At 68.1% G+C, this 17,247-nt stretch carries 16 protein-coding genes; 11 read left to right on the forward strand and 5 right to left on the reverse strand.

All coding sequences use genetic code 11. The features are described from left to right. Positions 1–54: 54 nt before the first annotated feature. Positions 55–1,218, forward strand: coding sequence for an iron-containing alcohol dehydrogenase (locus tag AC0IZS_RS11275; RefSeq protein ID WP_471635690.1), 1,164 nt, complete (start codon positions 55–57; stop codon positions 1,216–1,218). A 42-nt stretch (positions 1,219–1,260) separates the two neighbouring features. Further along, positions 1,261–1,944, forward strand: coding sequence for a type 1 glutamine amidotransferase domain-containing protein (locus AC0IZS_RS11280; protein WP_471635691.1), 684 nt, complete (start codon positions 1,261–1,263; stop codon positions 1,942–1,944). A gap of 30 nt (positions 1,945–1,974) precedes the next feature. Here the strand turns inward: AC0IZS_RS11280 and AC0IZS_RS11285 are convergent, their stop codons facing one another. After that, positions 1,975–2,877, reverse strand: a complete 903-nt coding sequence (locus AC0IZS_RS11285; RefSeq protein WP_471635692.1) for a LysR family transcriptional regulator — start codon at positions 2,875–2,877, stop codon at positions 1,975–1,977. Positions 2,878–3,062: 185 nt separating this feature from the next. On the opposite strand from AC0IZS_RS11285, the gene AC0IZS_RS11290 reads away from it, so the two are divergent. The 5 genes from AC0IZS_RS11290 to AC0IZS_RS11310 all read left to right on the forward strand — a co-directional run bounded on the left by AC0IZS_RS11290 (position 3,063) and on the right by AC0IZS_RS11310 (position 8,513). Then, complete coding sequence (locus AC0IZS_RS11290; RefSeq protein ID WP_471635693.1) at positions 3,063–3,788, forward strand: pirin family protein; 726 nt, start codon at positions 3,063–3,065, stop codon at positions 3,786–3,788. A gap of 49 nt (positions 3,789–3,837) precedes the next feature. Continuing rightward, on the forward strand, positions 3,838–4,491 hold the full coding sequence (locus tag AC0IZS_RS11295; protein ID WP_471635694.1) for a hydrolase: 654 nt from the start codon (positions 3,838–3,840) through the stop codon (positions 4,489–4,491). A gap of 96 nt (positions 4,492–4,587) precedes the next feature. After that, complete coding sequence (locus AC0IZS_RS11300) at positions 4,588–6,477, forward strand: amidohydrolase (RefSeq protein ID WP_471635695.1); 1,890 nt, start codon at positions 4,588–4,590, stop codon at positions 6,475–6,477. After that, positions 6,380–6,886, forward strand: a complete 507-nt coding sequence (locus AC0IZS_RS11305) for a DoxX family protein (protein WP_471635696.1) — start codon at positions 6,380–6,382, stop codon at positions 6,884–6,886. The genes AC0IZS_RS11300 and AC0IZS_RS11305 overlap by 98 nt, the downstream gene beginning before the upstream one ends. Beyond that, the gene (locus AC0IZS_RS11310) at positions 6,876–8,513 is read left to right on the forward strand and encodes an MFS transporter (protein ID WP_471635697.1); all 1,638 of its coding nucleotides are present in this window, start codon (positions 6,876–6,878) and stop codon (positions 8,511–8,513) included. The genes AC0IZS_RS11305 and AC0IZS_RS11310 overlap by 11 nt, the downstream gene beginning before the upstream one ends. Positions 8,514–8,517: 4 nt before the next feature. On the opposite strand, the gene AC0IZS_RS11315 is transcribed toward AC0IZS_RS11310, so the two are convergent. After that, the gene (locus tag AC0IZS_RS11315; RefSeq protein WP_471635698.1) at positions 8,518–10,605 is read right to left on the reverse strand and encodes a molybdopterin-containing oxidoreductase family protein; all 2,088 of its coding nucleotides are present in this window, start codon (positions 10,603–10,605) and stop codon (positions 8,518–8,520) included. 122 nt (positions 10,606–10,727) lie between these two features. Here AC0IZS_RS11315 and AC0IZS_RS11320 point away from each other — a divergent pair, with 122 nt between their 5' ends. Then, the gene (locus AC0IZS_RS11320; RefSeq protein ID WP_471635699.1) at positions 10,728–11,876 is read left to right on the forward strand and encodes an ABC transporter substrate-binding protein; all 1,149 of its coding nucleotides are present in this window, start codon (positions 10,728–10,730) and stop codon (positions 11,874–11,876) included. Positions 11,877–11,889: 13 nt separating this feature from the next. Here AC0IZS_RS11320 and argE read toward each other — a convergent pair whose 3' ends face one another. After that, a complete protein-coding gene (argE, locus tag AC0IZS_RS11325) occupies positions 11,890–13,047 on the reverse strand; it encodes an acetylornithine deacetylase (protein WP_471635700.1) in 1,158 nt (385 codons plus the stop codon). A 79-nt stretch (positions 13,048–13,126) separates the two neighbouring features. Between argE and AC0IZS_RS11330 the strand changes: the two genes are divergently transcribed. Together AC0IZS_RS11330 and AC0IZS_RS11335 are read left to right on the forward strand one after the other, a co-directional pair. Continuing rightward, entirely contained in the window at positions 13,127–14,335 is a 1,209-nt protein-coding gene (locus AC0IZS_RS11330; RefSeq protein ID WP_471635701.1) for a M20 aminoacylase family protein, read from the forward strand. Between the two features lie 100 nt (positions 14,336–14,435). After that, positions 14,436–15,533: a M14 family metallopeptidase gene (locus tag AC0IZS_RS11335; RefSeq protein ID WP_471635702.1), complete on the forward strand. Its 1,098-nt coding sequence runs from the start codon at positions 14,436–14,438 to the stop codon at positions 15,531–15,533. A 1-nt stretch (position 15,534) separates the two neighbouring features. Here AC0IZS_RS11335 and AC0IZS_RS11340 read toward each other — a convergent pair whose 3' ends face one another. Continuing rightward, positions 15,535–16,002 carry a nuclear transport factor 2 family protein gene (locus AC0IZS_RS11340; RefSeq protein ID WP_471635703.1) on the reverse strand — a complete coding sequence of 156 codons (468 nt, stop codon included), beginning with the start codon at positions 16,000–16,002 and terminating at the stop codon, positions 15,535–15,537. Positions 16,003–16,099: 97 nt separating this feature from the next. On the opposite strand from AC0IZS_RS11340, the gene AC0IZS_RS11345 reads away from it, so the two are divergent. Beyond that, the gene (locus tag AC0IZS_RS11345) at positions 16,100–16,678 is read left to right on the forward strand and encodes a TetR/AcrR family transcriptional regulator (protein WP_471635704.1); all 579 of its coding nucleotides are present in this window, start codon (positions 16,100–16,102) and stop codon (positions 16,676–16,678) included. A gap of 1 nt (position 16,679) precedes the next feature. Here AC0IZS_RS11345 and AC0IZS_RS11350 read toward each other — a convergent pair whose 3' ends face one another. Beyond that, a complete protein-coding gene (locus tag AC0IZS_RS11350; RefSeq protein ID WP_471635705.1) occupies positions 16,680–17,243 on the reverse strand; it encodes a DUF922 domain-containing Zn-dependent protease in 564 nt (187 codons plus the stop codon). Positions 17,244–17,247: the final 4 nt, after the last annotated feature.

Here is a 17,247-nt window from a genome sequence, read left to right on the forward strand (position 1 = left end):
TACTTTGACCCAACTCCTTCCCACCCTTCACCACCACAACCCCACGGAACCCCCATGCTCAACTTCGACTTCCACAACCCCACCCACATCGCCTTCGGCAAGGACCGCATCGCCGACCTGGACAAGCTGGTGCCGCCCCATGCCAAGGTGCTGATCCTGGTGGGCGGCGCCAGCGCCGAGAAGACCGGCACGCTGGCCGAGGTGCGCAAAGCGCTCGGCGCGCGCCAGCATGCCACTTTCAGCGGCATCGAGCCCAACCCGAGCTACGAGACCTCGATGAAGGCCGTGGCGCAGATCCGCGAAGGCGGCTTCGATTTCCTGCTCGCCGTGGGCGGCGGCTCGGTGATCGATGCGGTGAAGTTCATCGCCGCCGCCGTGCAGTTCGAGGGCGGCGATCCCTGGGCCATTCTGGAGCAGCATGGCCGCAACGTCACCGGCGCGCTGCCCTTCGGTTCGGTGCTCACGCTGCCCGCCACGGGCTCGGAGATGAACAACGGCGGCGTCATCACGCACCGCGCCAAGGGTGCCAAGCTGGCCTTCGGCAGCCAGCACACCTACCCCGTTTTCTCGGTGCTCGACCCGACCAAGACCTACACCCTGCCGCCGCAGCAGCTGGCCAACGGCGTGGTCGATGCCTTCGTGCACACGGTGGAGCAGTACCTGACCTACCCCGTGGACGGCGCCGTGCAGGACCGTTTTGCCGAAGGCATCCTGCAGACGCTGATCGAGGTGGGCCCGCGCATCCTGGCCGCGCCCGAGCCGGTGTATGCCGACCGCGCCAACCTGATGTGGACCGCCACGCTGGCACTCAACGGCCTGATCGGTGCCGGCGTGCCGCAGGACTGGGCCACGCACATGATCGGCCATGAGCTGACCGCCCTGCACGGCATCGACCACGCGCGCACGCTGGCGGTGGTGCTGCCTTCTCTGCTCGATGCGCAGCGCGCGACCAAGGCCACCAAGCTGCTGCAGTACGGGGAGCGCGTTTGGGGCATCCGCAGCGGCACCGATGACGAGCGCATCGACGCCACGATTGCCGCCACGCGCGATTTCTTCGAGCGCATGGGCATCCCAACGCGCCTGTCGGCCTACGGTGTGGGCGCGGACAGCGTGGACAAGCTGGTGGCGCTGCTCGAAGCGCACGGCATGGTCACGCTGGGCGAGCACCGCGACGTGACACCGGCCGTGAGCCGCCGCGTGCTCGAAGCGGCACTTTGATCACTGCTTTCCATTTCCTTCACCAACTTTGAAAGCCACACCATGACGAAAAAGATCCTGATGGTCCTGACCTCGCACGACCAGTTGGGCGACACCGGCAAGAAGACGGGCTTCTGGCTCGAAGAGTTTGCCGCGCCGTACTACGTGTTCAAGGACGCGGGCGCACAGATCACGCTGGCATCGCCCAAGGGCGGCCAGCCGCCGCTGGACCCCAAGAGCGATGACCCGGGCGCGCAGACCGATGCCACGCGCCGCTTCAAGGCCGATGCCGACGCACAGAACGTGCTGGCGAACACCGTGGTGCTGGCCAGCGTGCGCGCCGAGGACTTCGACGCCGTGTTCTACCCCGGCGGCCACGGCCCGCTGTGGGACCTGGCCGAGGATGCGCTGTCGATTGCGCTCATCGAGAAGACCTTTGCGGCCGGCAAACCCCTGGCCCTGGTGTGCCATGCCCCCGGCGTGCTGCGCCACGCCAAGGCACCAGACGGCCAGCACTTGGTCGCTGGCCGCAAGGTCACCGGATTCACCAACACCGAGGAAGAGGCCGTGCAACTGACCAAGGTAGTCCCCTTCCTCGTGGAAGACATGCTCAAGGCCAACGGCGGCCAGTACTCCAAGGGGGCCGACTGGGCGCCCTATGTGCTGACCGATGGCAACCTAATCACCGGCCAGAACCCGGCCTCGTCGGAACAGGGCGCGCACGCCGTGCTGCAGCAACTGGGCTGAAACCTGGCCGGGGCCTCGGCCCCGGCTGGATCAGTGCGGTAGGATCCCGGGCAGCAGCGGCCGGGCCAGTCGCTGGCGCCACCACTTGAGCGCCTCGCCCATGTGCTCGGGCTTCCAGGCCAGCCAGAAGGTTTCGTCGGCGCGGGGCTCCTGCACCACCAACTCCACCAGAATGCCGGTCTCCAGTTCGTGGCGCACGCACACGCGCGGCACGAAACCGTGGCCCAGGCCCGCTGCCTGGCAGGCGATCTTGGCCTGCATCGAGGGTACGGTGATGCGCCGCTGCCCGGCGAGCAGGCCCACCGTGCGGTCCGACAGCGAGCGCGCTCCGTCGCCCACCACCACGGCGGTGTGCTCCAACAGGTCGTTGCGTGCCAGCGGGCGCTTGAGCTGCGCCAGCGGGTGCGTGGCCGTCACGCAGAAGGCGAACTCCAGGCTGCCCACGGCCACGGCCTTGTAGCCGCCGCCGGCCGGGCCCTCGCCTGCGGCCACGACGATGTCGGCGCGGCCCTCGCGCAGCGCCTCCCAGGTGCCGGTGAGCGCCTCGCAGCCGATGCGCAGGCGCGTACCGCAGTTCAGGTCCTCAAAGGCGCAGATGTCGTCGTTGAAGGCGCTGGTGGGGATCAGCGAGTCGTGTACCAAGCGCAGTTCGGACTCGAAGCCCGTGGCGATCTGGCGCATGCGCGATTCCAGGTGGCCGGCGGCCACCAGCAGCCAGCGCCCCTCCTTGAGCATCTCCTGCCCCGCAGGGGTCAGCGCCACGCGCGGTCCGTTGCGCGTGAACAGGGCAAAGCCCAGCTGTTCCTCCAGCTTGCCGACCGCGTACGAGATGGTCGAAGGCACCTTGTGCAGCTGGTCCGACGCGCCCGCGAAGGAGCCGTGCCGGGCAATGGCATCCACCAACTCAATGGCTTCGAGGGTCAGTTTCAGCATGGCAAAACGGGTGAAGTTTTCATCATCGAAATTATCGATCATAGGGCGCTGCATGTTTCAACCTAAGACCCCCTCTGCGGCGAGATACTTTCTTCACCCGAGCACTGCAGCACTCTGCCAACTGCCAGATGGCAGGCCCAGGAACTCAGTGTGAATCCCATCGAATCTGAAGAAAGGACATCCCCATGCTCGACATCCGCAAAGCCCACCAACGTGGCAACGCCAACCACGGCTGGCTGCATTCGCGCCATACCTTTTCGTTCGGCCACTACCGCGACCTCCAGCAGCAAGGCTTCTCGGACCTGCTGGTGATCAACGACGACCGCGTGTCACCCGCAAAAGGCTTCGGCACCCACGGCCACCGCGACATGGAAATTTTCTCCTACGTGCTCGAAGGCGCGCTGGAGCACAAGGACTCCATGGGCACGGGCTCGGTCATCCGCCCTGGCGACGTGCAGATGATGAGCGCCGGCACCGGCGTGGAGCACAGCGAGTTCAACCATTCGGGTGACGAGGCCGTGCATTTCCTGCAGATCTGGCTCGTGCCCGGCGTGCGTGGCGCCGTCCCCCGCTACCAGCAGGTGCATTTCAGCGAAGCCGACAAGCGTGGCCGGCTGCGCCAGATCATCTCGCCCGAAGGCACGGACGGCACCCTGGCCGTGAACCAGGACGCCCGGGTCTATGCCGGCCTGTTCGATGGTGCCGAGTCCGCCACGCTGGATGTGGGTGCCGACCGCCATGTGTATGTGCACGTGGCCCGCGGCAGCCTCACGGTCAACGGCGAGCGCCTGTCCGAAGGCGATGGGGCCCGCATCCGTGAACCGAAGGAGCTGCGCTTTGCCGATGGCGAGCAGGCCGAGGTGCTGGTGTTCGACCTGCGCCCCAATGAGCTGCCCGTGATGCCCCGCTGAGTCCGATTTCTTGTCCAGAACCCATTCTTTCACTTTCCAGGAGATTCCCATGACGCCCATCGCCAAGCCCACCGCCGGTTCCACGCTGCTGACCCCGAACGACCACACCCTGGTGATGATCGACTTCCAGTCGCAGATGGCCTTTGCCACGCATTCCATCGATGCGATCACGCTGCGCTCCAATGCCGGCCTGGTGGCCAGCGCGGCGGCCGGCTTCAAGGTGCCGACCATCCTCACCACCGTGGCCGAGAAGAGCTTCTCGGGCCCGATGTTCGAGGAAGTCACGGCCCTGTTCCCCGGCCAGGCGCTGCTGGACCGCACTTCCATGAACACCTGGGAAGATGCCGCCGTGATCGATCGCATCAACGCCATCGGCAAGCCACGCATCGTGCTGGCCGGCCTGTGGACCAGCGTCTGCATCGTCGGGCCGGCCCTGTCGGCCCTGGACCAGGGCTTCGAGGTCTACGTGATCGCCGACGCCAGCGGCGACATCTCCACCGAGGCCCACAACCGCGCCATGGAGCGCATGGTGCAGGCCGGCGCACGGCCCATCACCGCGCTGCAGTACCTGCTGGAGCTGCAACGCGACTGGGCGCGCACCGAGACCTATGACATGACGACGGGCATTGCGAAGAAGTTCGGCGGCGGCTATGGCATCGGCATCACCTACGCCAAAGCCATGTTCAACGCCCACGAAGGCTGACGGCAGGGGCTTCGGCCCCGCTTTTTCATGCCCATGACTCGGCAGGTGCACCATACTGCGGCGCCTGTTCTCTCCCGTCTCTGAAGGAACCCTCCCATGGCCCAGACCAGCACGCCCGACCTGATCCTGCACCACGGCCGCTTCACCACGCTCAACCGGGCCCAGCCCACGGCCAGCGCCGTGGCCATCGCGGGCGGCCGCTTCGCCCAGGTCGGCACGGACCGCGAGATCCTGCCGCTGGCCGGCCCCGGCACGCGCGTCATCGACCTGCAGGGCCGTTCGGTCCTGCCCGGGCTCATCGACAACCACCTGCACATCATCCGTGGCGGCCTGAACTTCAACATGGAGCTGCGCTGGGACGGCGTGCGCAGCCTGGCCGACGCCATGGCCATGCTGCGCCGCCAGGTGGCGGTGACGCCGGCACCGCAGTGGGTGCGCGTGGTGGGCGGCTTCACCGAGCACCAGTTCGCCGAGAAGCGCCTGCCCACGATTGCCGAGCTCAATGCCGTGGCGCCCGATACGCCGGTGTTCATCCTGCATCTGTACGACCGCGCCCTGCTCAACGCCGCCGCGCTGCGTGCCGTGGGCTACACGCGCGAGACGCCTGCGCCCCCGGGGGGCGAGATCGTGCGCGACAGTGCGGGCAATCCCACGGGCCTGCTGCTGGCCAAGCCCAATGCCGCCATCCTGTACGCCACCCTGGCCAAGGGCCCCAAGCTGCCGCACGAGTACCAGGTCAACTCCACGCGCCACTTCATGCGCGAGCTCAACCGCCTGGGTGTCACGGGCGCCATCGATGCGGGCGGGGGCTTCCAGGCCTATCCTGACGACTACGCGGTGATAGAGGAACTGGCCGATGCCGACCAGCTCACCATCCGCCTGGCCTACAACCTGTTCACGCAAAAGCCCAAGCAGGAGAAAGAGGACTTCCTCCACTGGACCGCCACCTCGCAGTACAAGCAGGGCACGGACTACTTTCGCCACAACGGCGCGGGCGAGATGCTGGTGTTCTCGGCCGCCGACTTCGAGGACTTCCGCCAGCCCCGGCCCGACATGGTGCCGGAGATGGAGGACGACCTCGAAGACGTGGTGCGCATCCTCGCGCAGAACCGCTGGCCCTGGCGCATGCACGCCACCTACGACGAGACCATCACCCGCGCGCTCGACGTGTTCGAGAAGGTGAACCGCGACACGCCGCTCGCAGGCCTGAACTGGTTCTTCGACCATGCCGAGACGATTTCGGAGCGCTCCATCGACCGCATCGCCGCGCTGGGCGGCGGCGTGGCCGTGCAGCACCGCATGGCCTACCAGGGCGAGTACTTCGTCGAACGCTACGGCGCCGGCGCGGCCGAGGCCACGCCGCCCGTCAAGCGCATGCTCGAAAAAGGCGTCAAGGTCTCTGCCGGCACCGACGCCACACGCGTGGCCTCGTACAACCCCTGGGTGTCGCTGTCCTGGCTGGTCACGGGCAAGACGGTGGGCGGCCTGCAGCTGACCCCGCAGCGCAACTGCCTGGACCGCGAGGCCGCGCTGCGCATGTGGACCGAGAACGTGACCTGGTTCAGCAACGAGGAAGGCAAGAAGGGCCGCATCGAGGCGGGCCAGCTCGCCGACCTGGTGGTGCCCGACCGCGACTTCTTCGCCTGCCCCGAATCCGACATTGCCGACACCACGGCCCTGCTCACCGTGGTGGGCGGCAAGGTGGTCTACGGCGTGGGCGACTTCGCCGCACACGATGGTGCCGCGCCGCCACCGGCCATGCCCGACTGGTCGCCCGTGCGCACCTTCGGCGGCTATGGCGGCTGGGGCGACCAGGACGGTGCGCCGCTGCAGGCCGTGGTGCGCCGCGCGGCGGCCGCCTGTGCCTGCGCCAACGACTGCAATGTGCATGGCCACCAGCACGCCACGGCCTGGAGCAGCCAGCTGCCGATTGCCGACCTCAAGGGCTTCTGGGGCGCCCTGGGCTGCGCCTGCTGGGCGGTGTGATGCTGGAGGCCTTCACTCCGCTGCGACCGCACCCTGGGTGCAGTCGCTGGCCCTGCTGTGCCTGTGCGCCGCCTACCTGCAGGGCGGCCTCGCCAAGGCGCGCGATTTCGCAGGCGCCGTGGCCGAGATGCGGCACTTCGGCCTGGCGCCGGCCGCGCCGCTGGCGGCCGCCACCATCGCATTGCAACTCGGGGCCTCGGCCCTGGTGGTCTCGGGCTGGTATCGCTGGGTCGGGGCGCTGGCGCTCGCAGGCTTCACGGTGCTGGCAGCATTCCTGGCCGACCGTTTCTGGCAGGCGGCACCGGCCGAGCGCCAGCGCACAGCCAACGCATTCTTTGAACACTGGGGTCTCGCGGGCGGTTTGGTGCTCGTGGCCTGGCACGACCTGGGAGGCCTCCATGGCACATGAACACGACGACCGCCGTCACGCTGAAACCACTGCAGCGGCGGCAGTGTCCGCTGCGCCGTCCGGCAGCTTCGCACCCTTGCGCCTGCCGGTCTTCGCGGTGCTCTGGGCGGCCACGGTGCTGGGCAATATCGGCAGCTTCATGCGCGACGTGGCCAGCGCCTGGATGGTGACCGAGCTGTCCACCAGCCCCACGGCCGTGGCCCTGGTGCAGACGGCGGCCACGCTGCCGATCTTCCTGCTGGCGCTGCCCGCGGGCGTGCTGTCGGACATCCTGGACCGCCGGCGCTTCCTGATCGGCGTGCAGATCCTGCTGGCCGGCGTGAGCGGCGCCCTGCTGCTGCTGGCCCAGACCCACACCCTCACGGTGGAATACCTGATCGCGCTGACCTTCCTGGGCGGCGTGGGCGCAGCCCTGATGGGCCCCACCTGGCAGTCCATCGTGCCCGAGCTGGTGCCGCGCAGCGAACTGCGCAACGCCGTGGCGCTCAACTCGCTGGGCATCAACATCGCACGCGCCGTGGGCCCGGCGGTGGGCGGCCTGCTGCTGGCCAGCTTCGGTGCGGCCGCGGCCTACGGGCTTGATGTGCTGAGCTATGTGTTCGTGGTGGCGGCACTGCTGTGGTGGCGCCGGCCGCCCGCCGTGGACACGGGGCGCAACGAGCAGTTCTTCGGCGCCTTCCGGGCCGGCGTGCGCTATGCCCGCGCCAGCCGCGAGCTGCACGTGGTGCTGCTGCGCGCGGCGGTGTTCTTTCTGTTCGCGAGCTCCGTGTGGGCGCTGCTGCCGCTGGTGGCCCGGCGCATGTTGGGCGGCTCGGCCGGTTTCTATGGCGTGCTGCTGGGTGCCGTGGGGGCGGGCGCCATTCTGGGCGCCGTGCTGCTGCCGCGCCTGCGCCGCCGGCTCGACACCGATGGCCTGGTGCTCACGGCCTCGCTGCTCACCGCTGCCGTGATGGGGGCGCTGACCCTGGCACCGCCGCAATGGGCCGCCGTGGCGCTGATGATGGTGCTGGGCCTGGGCTGGATCATCGCGCTGACCACACTCAACGGTGTGGCCCAGGCCGTGCTGCCCAACTGGGTGCGCGGGCGCGGCCTGGCCATCTACCTCATGGTGTTCAACGGCGCCATGGCGGCCGGCAGCCTGGGCTGGGGCCTGGTGGCGGGGCAGGCGGGGCTGGCCACCACCTTGCTAATCGGTGCGGCCGGGCTGGTGCTGGTGGCCTTCGTGTTCCACCGCGTGAAGCTGCCCACGGGCGAGGCCGACCTGCAGCCCTCGCGCCACTGGCCCGAGCCCCTGCTGGCCGAGCCCGTCGCGCACGACCGCGGCCCGGTCATGGTGCAGGTCGAATACCGCATCCGCAAGGAGGACCGGCCGGCCTTCCTGCAGGCCATGCAACTGGTGGCCACGGAGCGCCGCCGCGACGGGGCCTATGCCTGGGGCGTGGCCGAGCACACGGGCGAGGCGGAGCGTGTAGTCGAATGGTTCCTGGTCGAATCCTGGGCCGAGCACCTGCGCCAGCACGATCGGGTCTCCCAGGCCGATGCCGACCTGCAGGCCCAGGCGCTGCGCTTTCACCAGGGGCCGGACAAGCCCGCGGTGCACCACTTCCTGGCGCTGGCGCCAGGGTGAAGGTTCAGGCCACGGCGTCCGTCGCGTCCACGGCCTCCACCTCCACCAGGCAGTCGTAGAAGGTGGGGGCGCGGCCCAGGTCGGTAAGGGCCTGGCTGGTGACCTCGTTGACGTTGGTGCCGTCCAGCCCCAGCTTGCGCCACCAGATGCCCATGCCGTTGACCACGCCGGGCCGGGCGCGGCGCGACACGCTGGCGTGGCAGCGGTAGCTGCCCCGGGCATTGAAAACACGCACGATGCTGTGGTTGGCAATGCCGCGCGCCTCGGCGTCGTCGGGGTGGATCTCCAGCAGCGGCTGGCCTTCGATGTCGCGCAAGGTTTTCACATTGACGAAGCTGGAGTTCAGGAAGTTGCGCGCGGGCGGCGAGATCATGGCCAGCGGGTACTGGGCCGAGCTGCCCTGCAGCTCGTAGTTGGGCAGGTGGTCGGGCAGGCCGTCCAGGCCCTGGGCGGCCAGGCGGGCACTGTAGAACTCGCACCTGCCCGAGGGCGAGGGGAACTGCCCTTCGGCAAACGGCGCATCGGGCATGGCCAGCGTGGCAAAGCCCTGCGATTCGAGCAGCGCGAAGTCCACCGCATCGCCGAAGGCCTGGCGGCACAGGGTTGCGTCGTCGTCGACAAAGCAAGGGTCGGTGTAGCCCATGCGGGCGGCCAGGTCGCGGAAGATCTGCGCGTTGGAGCGCGCCTGGCCCAGCGGCGCGATGGCCGGGCGGTTGAGCACCACATCGGTGTGGCCGTACGACAGGTGCACGTCCCAGTGCTCGAGCTGCGTGGTGGCCGGCAGGATGTAGTCGGCGTAGTCGGCTGTATCGGTGCGAAAGTGCTCCAGCACCACGGTGAACAGGTCTTCGCGCGCAAAGCCCTGCACCACCTTGCCCGACTCGGGCGCCACGGCCACGGGGTTGCTGTTATACACGACCACCGCTTGCACCTGGGGGCCGAAGGCGGGCGAGGCCGCGCGCAGCAGGTCGTCGCCGATGGTGGACATGTTGATGGTGCGCGGCTGGCGCCCCGCCAGCAGGTCGGGGCGCTGCAGCACGGCGCGCTGCACCGGGTACTGACCGGAGCTCGACAGCAGCATGCCGCCCGCGCGGTGGCGCCAGGCCCCCGTGAGCGCGGGCAGGCAGGTGACGGCGCGCACGGCGTTGCCGCCGCCGCGCACGCGCTGCATGCCGTAGTTCAGGCGGATGGCGGCGGGTTGGGTGGTGCCGTAGTCCTTCGCCAGCTGGCGGATCTGCTCCACGGGCACGCCGCAGACCTCGGCCGCGCGCTCGGGCGGCCATTGCAGGGCGCGCTCGCGCAGGCCCTCCCAGCCCAGGGTGTGGCGGGCGATGTAGTCGTGGTCCAGCCAGTCGTGGACGATCAGCTCGTGCATCAGTGCCAGGGCCAGCGCGGCATCGGTGCCGGGGCGCAGGGCGATGTGCTCGTGGCACTTGTCGGCCGTCTCGGTCTTGCGCGGGTCGATGCAGACCAGTTTCGCGCCATTGCGCTTGGCCTGCTGGGCGTAGCGCCAGAAGTGCAGGTTGCTGCCGATGGAGTTGCTGCCCCAGATCAGGATCAGCTGCGCCTCGGCGAAGAACTCCACCTTCATGCCGACCTTGCCGCCCAGGGTCTGCACCAGCGCCTCGGCACCGGCCGAGGCGCAGATGGTGCGGTCCAGCAGCGAGGCACCGAGCTGGTGGAAGAAGCGCCGGTCCATGCTCTCGCCATGCACCATGCCCATGGTGCCGGCGTAGCTGTAGGGCAGGATGGCTTCGGGGTCGTGCGCGGCGATCGCCGTCAGGCGCTGCGCAATGTCGCCCAGGGCTTCGTCCCAGCTGACGGGGGTGAACTGCCCGCTGCCTTTGGGGCCGCTGCGCTTGAGCGGGGTGAGCACCCGCTCCGGGTGGTAGCTGCGCTCGGTGTAGCGCGAGACCTTGGCGCACAGCACGCCATCGGTGTGCGCATGTTCAGGGTTGCCCTGCACCCGCGTGGCCACGCCATCGACCACGGTGGTGATCAGCGCGCAGGTGTCGGGGCAGTCGTGGGGGCAGGCACCGCGGACCCCGATGGGCGCTGGCGCAGTGGGGGCGGCTTCGGAAATCGTGGGCATTTGTAAGGCTGGTCGTTAAACTGGCATGCAGGGCTGGAGGGGAAGTGCGCTTGTGGCGCGGCCCTTCCGGGGAGCATCAAAGGCGCAGAGCCCTTGGATTTTCTTCAAACCGGGATTTCACCATGAACCACGCTGTATTGGGGCGCAGGCAATTTTCCGCAGGCTTGGGCGCCGTGGCGCTCGCCGGCTTTCAGAGCGCCCGGGCGCAGGGCGAAGGGCGCATCGTGCTGGGCCAGTCGGCCCCGTTCACCGGGCCGGCGGCGCAGTTGGGCATCCAGTTCCACCAGGGAGCCAAGCTGTTCTTCGACCAGCTCAACGCCCAGGGCGGCGTGGGCAAGCGGCAGATCGAGATCCGCACCCTCGACGACGGCTACGAGCCCGACCGCTGCGCCGAGAACACCCGAAAACTCATGGCGGACGACGTGTTTGCGCTGTTCGGTTACATCGGCACCCCCACCAGCCTGGCGGCGCTGCCGCTGTTCACCAAGGAGAAGGTGCCGTTCTTCGGCCCCTTCACGGGGGCCGAGGCGTTGCGCCAACCGTTCAACCGGCTGGTGTTCCATGTGCGCGCCTCGTACTACGACGAAACCGCGCTCATCGTGCGCCAGCTCACCAACCTGGGGATCAAGAAGATCGCGGTCTTCTACCAGAACGACGCCTACGGCAAGGCCGGTCTCGATGGCGTGGTGCGCGCGCTGACCGAGCAGAAGCTGGCGCCCGCGGCCACGGCCACGGTGGAGCGCAATTCGGTGGACGTGAAGGCCGCCGTCGAGAAGCTGGTGGCTGCCAAGCCCGACGCGGTGGTGCAGATTGCTGCCTACGCGGGCAGCGCCGCCTTCGTGCGCGCCGCGCGCAAGGCGGGTTTTGGCGGCACGTTCTACAACGTGTCCTTCGTGGGCACGCAGGCCCTGGCCGATGAGCTGGGCAAGGACGGTGCCGGGGTGGTGGTCTCGCAGGTCATGCCTTCGCCCTACCAGCCCTCGCGCCAGATCACGCGCGAGTTCCTCGAAGCCATCAAGAAGGGTGGCGACAAGGTGCAGGCCAATTACTCCAGCATGGAGGGTTATGTCGCTGCACGCGTCTTTGCCGAGGGCCTGCGCCAGGCCAATGGCAGCGGCAAGATCACCCGCGACGGCCTGATAGCCGGGCTCGAAGGCCTGGGCTCGCAGGCCATCTCCGGCTTTCAGGTGTCGTACAGCGCCACGGACCATGCGGCATCGCATTTCGTGGAAATGTCGATGCTGACCGGTGATGGGCGCGTGAGGACCTGACGGCCTCCCTGTTTCAGCCGAAGGCCTTGGTGCGTGCCAGCCCCTGCATGAAGGCCTCGCAGCGGCCCAGTTGCGCAAGGCTCACGTACTCATCGGGCTGGTGTGCCTGCTGGATGCTGCCGGGGCCGCACACCACGGTGGGGATGCCGGCGTTCTTGAACAGCCCGGCTTCGGTGCCGAAGGCCACCAGGGTGGTGCCCTTCTCGCCGCTCAGCTCCTGCGCCAGGCGGGTCACGGCGTCGTCCTTGTTGCCCAGAAAGCTTGGGATCTCGCAGATGGTCTCGAAGGAAAAGCCGGTCTGCGGGGCCACCTTCTGCATGGCGGGTTCGAGCGAGCGCGCATAGGCCAGCACCTCGGACTGCATCTGGGCGGCGTTGGCGGTGGGCAGGTCGCGGAACTCGTAGCGGAACTCGGCGTCGCGCGGCACCACGTTGTCGGCAATGCCGCCATGGAACTGGCCCACGCTGGCGGTGGAGAACGGCACGTCGAAGCCCTCGAAGCGCGGCTCGCTGCGCTCGAAGCCCTCGGCCATGTCGCGCACCCGGCCCACCACGCGCGCTGCCATCTCGATGGCGTTGACCGAATGCGGGGTGAGCGACGAGTGCGCCTCCTTGCCGCGCACGCAGCATTTGTAGCGGTACACGCCCTTGTGCGCGATGGCCGGCACCATGCTCGTGGGCTCGCCCACGATGCAGGCCAGCGGGCGGATGCTGGCATCGCGCAGGTCGGCGATCAGCTCCTTGACGCCGAAGCAGCCCACCTCCTCGTCGTAGCTGAAGGCAAAGTGCAGGGCAAACGGGGCGTCGCTGGCCAGGAACTGTTCGGCATGCGAGACCGCGATGCCGATGAAGGCCTTCATGTCGGCGCTACCCCGGCCGTACAGATTGCCGTCCTTGACGAGGGCGCTCAGCGGGTCCATCGTCCAATCCTGGCCGTCCCAGGGCACGGTGTCGGTGTGGCCCGAGAGGATCACCCCGGCGGGCTTGCCCTCGCCCAGCGTGGCGAACAGGTTGGCCTTGGTCTTGTCGGCGTTGTAGGTCAGGCGGCTTTTCACGCCCAGTTGGCCCAGGTGGTCGCGGATGAAGTGGATCAACTCCAGGTTGGAGTTGTGGCTCACGGTGTTCATGCGCACCAGGGTCTGCGCAAATTCGAGGGCGGGGGAAGAAATCATGGGCTTGGACTGGTGATTAACCCGGGTTGGCACATAGGTTGCTCTCGGGCTAGACTGTGAAATCGTAAGGACACATATCATGAACGTTATTGACTCCATCGTCACCCAGGCGGCCAGTATTGCAGCGGTGCGCCGGGACATTCACGCCCACCCCGAGCTGTGCTTCGAAGAGGTGCGCACGGCCGATGTGGTGGCCAACAAGCTCACCGAATGGGGCATTCCCATCCACCGGGGCCTGGGCACCACGGGTGTGGTGGGCATCGTCAAGGGGCGCGACGGGGGGGCCAGCGGCCGGGCCATTGGCCTGCGCGCCGACATGGACGCGCTGCCCATGCAGGAGTTCAACACCTTTGCCCATGCCAGCAAGCACACCGGCAAGATGCACGCCTGCGGGCACGACGGCCACACCGCCATGCTGCTGGCGGCGGCGCAGCACTTCGCCAAGCACCGCAACTTCGACGGCACCGTGTACCTGATCTTCCAGCCGGCCGAAGAGGGCGGTGGCGGTGCGCGCGAGATGATCACCGACGGCCTGTTCGAACAGTTCCCCATGCAGGCGGTGTACGGCATGCACAACTGGCCCGGCATGCCCGTGGGCCAGTTCGCCGTGAGCCCCGGCCCGGTGATGGCGTCGAGCAACGAGTTCAAGATCACCATCCGCGGCAAGGGCAGCCATGCGGCGTTGCCGCACAACGGCATCGACCCGGTGCCGATCGCCTGCCAGATGGTGCAGGCCTTCCAGACCATCATCAGCCGCAACAAGAAGCCGGTGGATGCGGGCGTGATCTCGGTGACCATGGTGCACGCGGGCGAAGCCACCAACGTGGTGCCCGACAGCTGCGAGCTGCAGGGCACGGTGCGCACCTTCTCCATCGAAGTGCTGGACATGATCGAAAAGCGCATGAAGCAGGTGGCCGAGCACACCTGCGCCGCGCACGACGCCACCTGCGAGTTCCACTTCCACCGCAACTACCCGCCCACCGTGAACTCGCCGGCCGAGGCCGAGTTCGCGCGCAAGGTCATGGCCGGCATCGTGGGCGAGGCCAACGTGCTGGTGCAGGAGCCCACCATGGGCGCCGAGGACTTCGCCTTCATGCTGCAGGCCAAGCCCGGCGCTTACTGCTTCATCGCCAACGGCGACGGTGCGCACCGCGAGATGGGCCATGGCGGCGGCCCCTGCACGCTGCACAACCCGAGCTACGACTTCAACGACGACCTGATCCCGCTGGGCGCGACCTACTGGGTCAAGTTGGCCGAGGACTGGCTGGCGCAGCCCACGGCGGCCTGACACCGGGACCCGTTGTCGTCTCTTTCCTGAAGCCCTGGGCGCCTTCGCGTGCCCCGGGTTTTCTTTTTGTTCCCGACCCCTCCACGAAAGCAACCGCCCCATGATCGGCATCGTCGACGCCTTTTCGCCCAGCTACGCCCAGGCACGCAAGAAGTTTCTGGAGGGCGCGGCTGCGGCCGGCCTGCCCATCGAGTCGCATGCCCATCCGCTCCAGGGGCGCGATGGTGAAGACCTGGCCATGGACGTGGTGTGCGACGGCCCGGCCGATGCGACCAAGCTGCTCATCGTGAGCAGCGCCTGCCACGGCGTGGAAGGCTACTGCGGCAGCGGCGTGCAGGTGTTTGCGCTGCACGACCAGGAGTGGCGCGACAAGGCGCATGCCGCGGGCGTGGCCACGCTCTACATCCATGCGCTCAACCCCTACGGTTTTTCGCACGTGCGCCGCTTCACGCACGAGAACGTGGACCTGAACCGCAACTTCCAGGACTTTTCCAAGCCCCTGCCCGTGAACGAGGCCTACCGCGAGGTGCAGCCGCTGCTGCTGCCTGAACAATGGCCACCCGGTGCCGACAACCTGGCCGCCGTGCAGCAGTTCATCGACACGAATAGCGAGGGCGCCTGGCAGGCCGCGATCTCGCGCGGTCAGCACGAATTTCCACAAGGCCTGTTCTTTGGCGGCACCGAGCCCACCTGGAGCAATCGCACCCTGCGCCAGGTGCTGCGCAAGCATGGCGCCAGCGCCTCGCAGATCGCCTGGATCGACCTGCACACGGGACTGGGCCCGAACGGCCACGGCGAGCGCATCTACGCGGGCAAGGACGACGCTGCCTCGGTGGCGCGTGCCCGTGCCTGGTGGGATGGCGGCGGCGCCACGCCGGTGACCTCGATCTACGACGGCTCCTCGACCTCGGCCTTCCTCACCGGGCTGATGTGGAACGCGATCTACGACGAATGCCCGCACGCCGAGAGCACCGGCATCGCGATGGAATATGGCACCGTGCCGGTGCTCGACGTGATGAACGCGATCCGCGCCGAGCAGTGGCTCAACCTGCATCCCCGGGCGCCGGCCGAGCAGGCAAAGCAGATCAAGGCGCAGATGATGGAAGCGTTCTACACGGACACCGACGCCTGGAAGGGCCAGATCGTGAGCCAGGCGCGCCAATCGATGTTCCAAGCCGTGGACGGCTTGAGCAACTGACTTACAGGCCCAGCTCGGTCAGCCCCGGATGGTCGTCCGGGCGCCGGCCCTGGGGCCAGAAGAACAGACGGTCCGCCGCCTGGATCGGCTGGTCGTTGATGCTGGCGTGGCGCACGGCCATCAGCCCGGCGTCGTTGAACTCCCAGTTCTCGTTGCCGTGGCTGCGATACCAGTTGCCCGCGTCATCGTGCCATTCGTAGGCGAAGCGCACCCCGATGCGGTGCGAGCTGAACGCCCAGATTTCCTTGATGAGCCGGTAGTCGAGCTCGCGCGCCCACTTGCGCTCGAGGAACTGCTGCGCTGCCGCGCGCCCGACCGGGAACTCGGCGCGGTTGCGCCAGCGTGTGTCCTCGGTGTAGGCCAGCGCTACGCGCGCCGGGTCGCGCGAGTTCCAGCCGTCTTCGGCCAGGCGGACTTTCTGGATCGCGGTCTCCAGGGTGAAGGGGGGCAGGGGCGGGCGGGATTCCATGGGCAGTACCTCGATTGGAAAGGGTGGACGGCATGTGGACAGGTCTGTCTACATGCTCATCATATACGCATGTAGACAGAGTTGTCTACAATAGGCCATGCTGCTTGCCCCGACCACTGACGTCAAAGACCTGCCTGCCCGGGACCGCCTGCTGCACACGGCGCACCGGTTGTTCTACCGCGAGGGCATCCGTGCCACCGGCATCGACAAGGTGATCGCCGAATCGGGCGTGACCAAGGTGACCTTCTACCGGCACTTTCCGAGCAAGAACGATCTCGTCTGCGCCTACCTGGAGATGCGCCACGCCCTGTGGATGGCCTGGTTCGCCGATGCGCTGGCGCGCCATGGCAAGGCACACAGCGGATGGGCCGCTCTGGCGCCCGCGCTGGGCGAGTGGTTCACCCGTGAAGACTTCCGCGGCTGTGCTTTCATCAACAGCGTGAGCGAACTGGGCGACACGGTGCCCGAAGTGAATGCCATCGCCCGTCGCCACAAGCAGGACATGACAGACATGCTGGCCACGCTGTTGCCGCCATCGGCCACGCAGGCGCAGGATGCCCAGGCACTGGCCCTGGTGGTGGAGGGTGCCGTCGTGCGGGCACAACTGGGTGAGCCGGTGCCCGCGGTGCTGGCCAGCGTGTCGCGCCTCTTGCCCGCATTGCAGCCCCGGCGCTGACCTACTCCAGCCGTGCGCCCTGCGAGGCGCCGTGGCCGGTGTCCCGGTCGTACTGCTTCTCGCGTTCCACGTGCTCCTGCAGCAGGCGGCGGCCCAGCGCGTCGGCGTTGCGTTCCAGCGTGGCGCAATCGGCCGCCGCAGGCAGCCGGGCAATGCCCTGGTCGATGGCCTGGGCCGCATCCCGCCCGAACTGCGCATGCCCCTGCTCATGCTGCGCCAAGGCGCGCAGGTAGCGGTCAAAGGTGGCCTGCTGCTGCGGCGAGGCGTTGTGCAGTTCCGGCAACTGCACTTCGGTGGAAAGGCGTGTGGTGACCTCCGTGATCGCGCAGCGACCCGAGGCCTCGCGCCACCAGCGGTAGTTCCAGCGCACATTCCAGCGCGTGTAGCCATGGAAGCGGCGGCCATCCACCACGATGGGCGTGGCCGCCTGGAGTGCCTGGCGCAATGTCTGGCCGGGCTGCAATTGCACAGGGTAGGGCCGCTGCACATGCTCCTGCACCACGGCGGCGCCGGCGGTAGCTTGGAGCAGTGGCACGGCCAGCGCCAGAACGGCGAGCCCGCGCAAGGTG

Source organism: Acidovorax sp. AC410, assembly GCF_979253235.1.

Coding starts and splice junctions, on each gene's coding strand:
- AC0IZS_RS11275 (WP_471635690.1), top strand. CDS start 55: ATGCTCAACTTCGACTTCCACAACCCCACCCACATCGCCTTCGGCAAG.
- AC0IZS_RS11280 (WP_471635691.1), top strand. CDS start 1,261: ATGACGAAAAAGATCCTGATGGTCCTGACCTCGCACGACCAGTTGGGC.
- AC0IZS_RS11285 (WP_471635692.1), bottom strand. CDS start 2,877: ATGCTGAAACTGACCCTCGAAGCCATTGAGTTGGTGGATGCCATTGCC.
- AC0IZS_RS11290 (WP_471635693.1), top strand. CDS start 3,063: ATGCTCGACATCCGCAAAGCCCACCAACGTGGCAACGCCAACCACGGC.
- AC0IZS_RS11295 (WP_471635694.1), top strand. CDS start 3,838: ATGACGCCCATCGCCAAGCCCACCGCCGGTTCCACGCTGCTGACCCCG.
- AC0IZS_RS11300 (WP_471635695.1), top strand. CDS start 4,588: ATGGCCCAGACCAGCACGCCCGACCTGATCCTGCACCACGGCCGCTTC.
- AC0IZS_RS11305 (WP_471635696.1), top strand. CDS start 6,380: ATGGCCACCAGCACGCCACGGCCTGGAGCAGCCAGCTGCCGATTGCCG.
- AC0IZS_RS11310 (WP_471635697.1), top strand. CDS start 6,876: ATGGCACATGAACACGACGACCGCCGTCACGCTGAAACCACTGCAGCG.
- AC0IZS_RS11315 (WP_471635698.1), bottom strand. CDS start 10,605: ATGCCCACGATTTCCGAAGCCGCCCCCACTGCGCCAGCGCCCATCGGG.
- AC0IZS_RS11320 (WP_471635699.1), top strand. CDS start 10,728: ATGAACCACGCTGTATTGGGGCGCAGGCAATTTTCCGCAGGCTTGGGC.
- argE (WP_471635700.1), bottom strand. CDS start 13,047: ATGATTTCTTCCCCCGCCCTCGAATTTGCGCAGACCCTGGTGCGCATG.
- AC0IZS_RS11330 (WP_471635701.1), top strand. CDS start 13,127: ATGAACGTTATTGACTCCATCGTCACCCAGGCGGCCAGTATTGCAGCG.
- AC0IZS_RS11335 (WP_471635702.1), top strand. CDS start 14,436: ATGATCGGCATCGTCGACGCCTTTTCGCCCAGCTACGCCCAGGCACGC.
- AC0IZS_RS11340 (WP_471635703.1), bottom strand. CDS start 16,002: ATGGAATCCCGCCCGCCCCTGCCCCCCTTCACCCTGGAGACCGCGATC.
- AC0IZS_RS11345 (WP_471635704.1), top strand. CDS start 16,100: ATGCTGCTTGCCCCGACCACTGACGTCAAAGACCTGCCTGCCCGGGAC.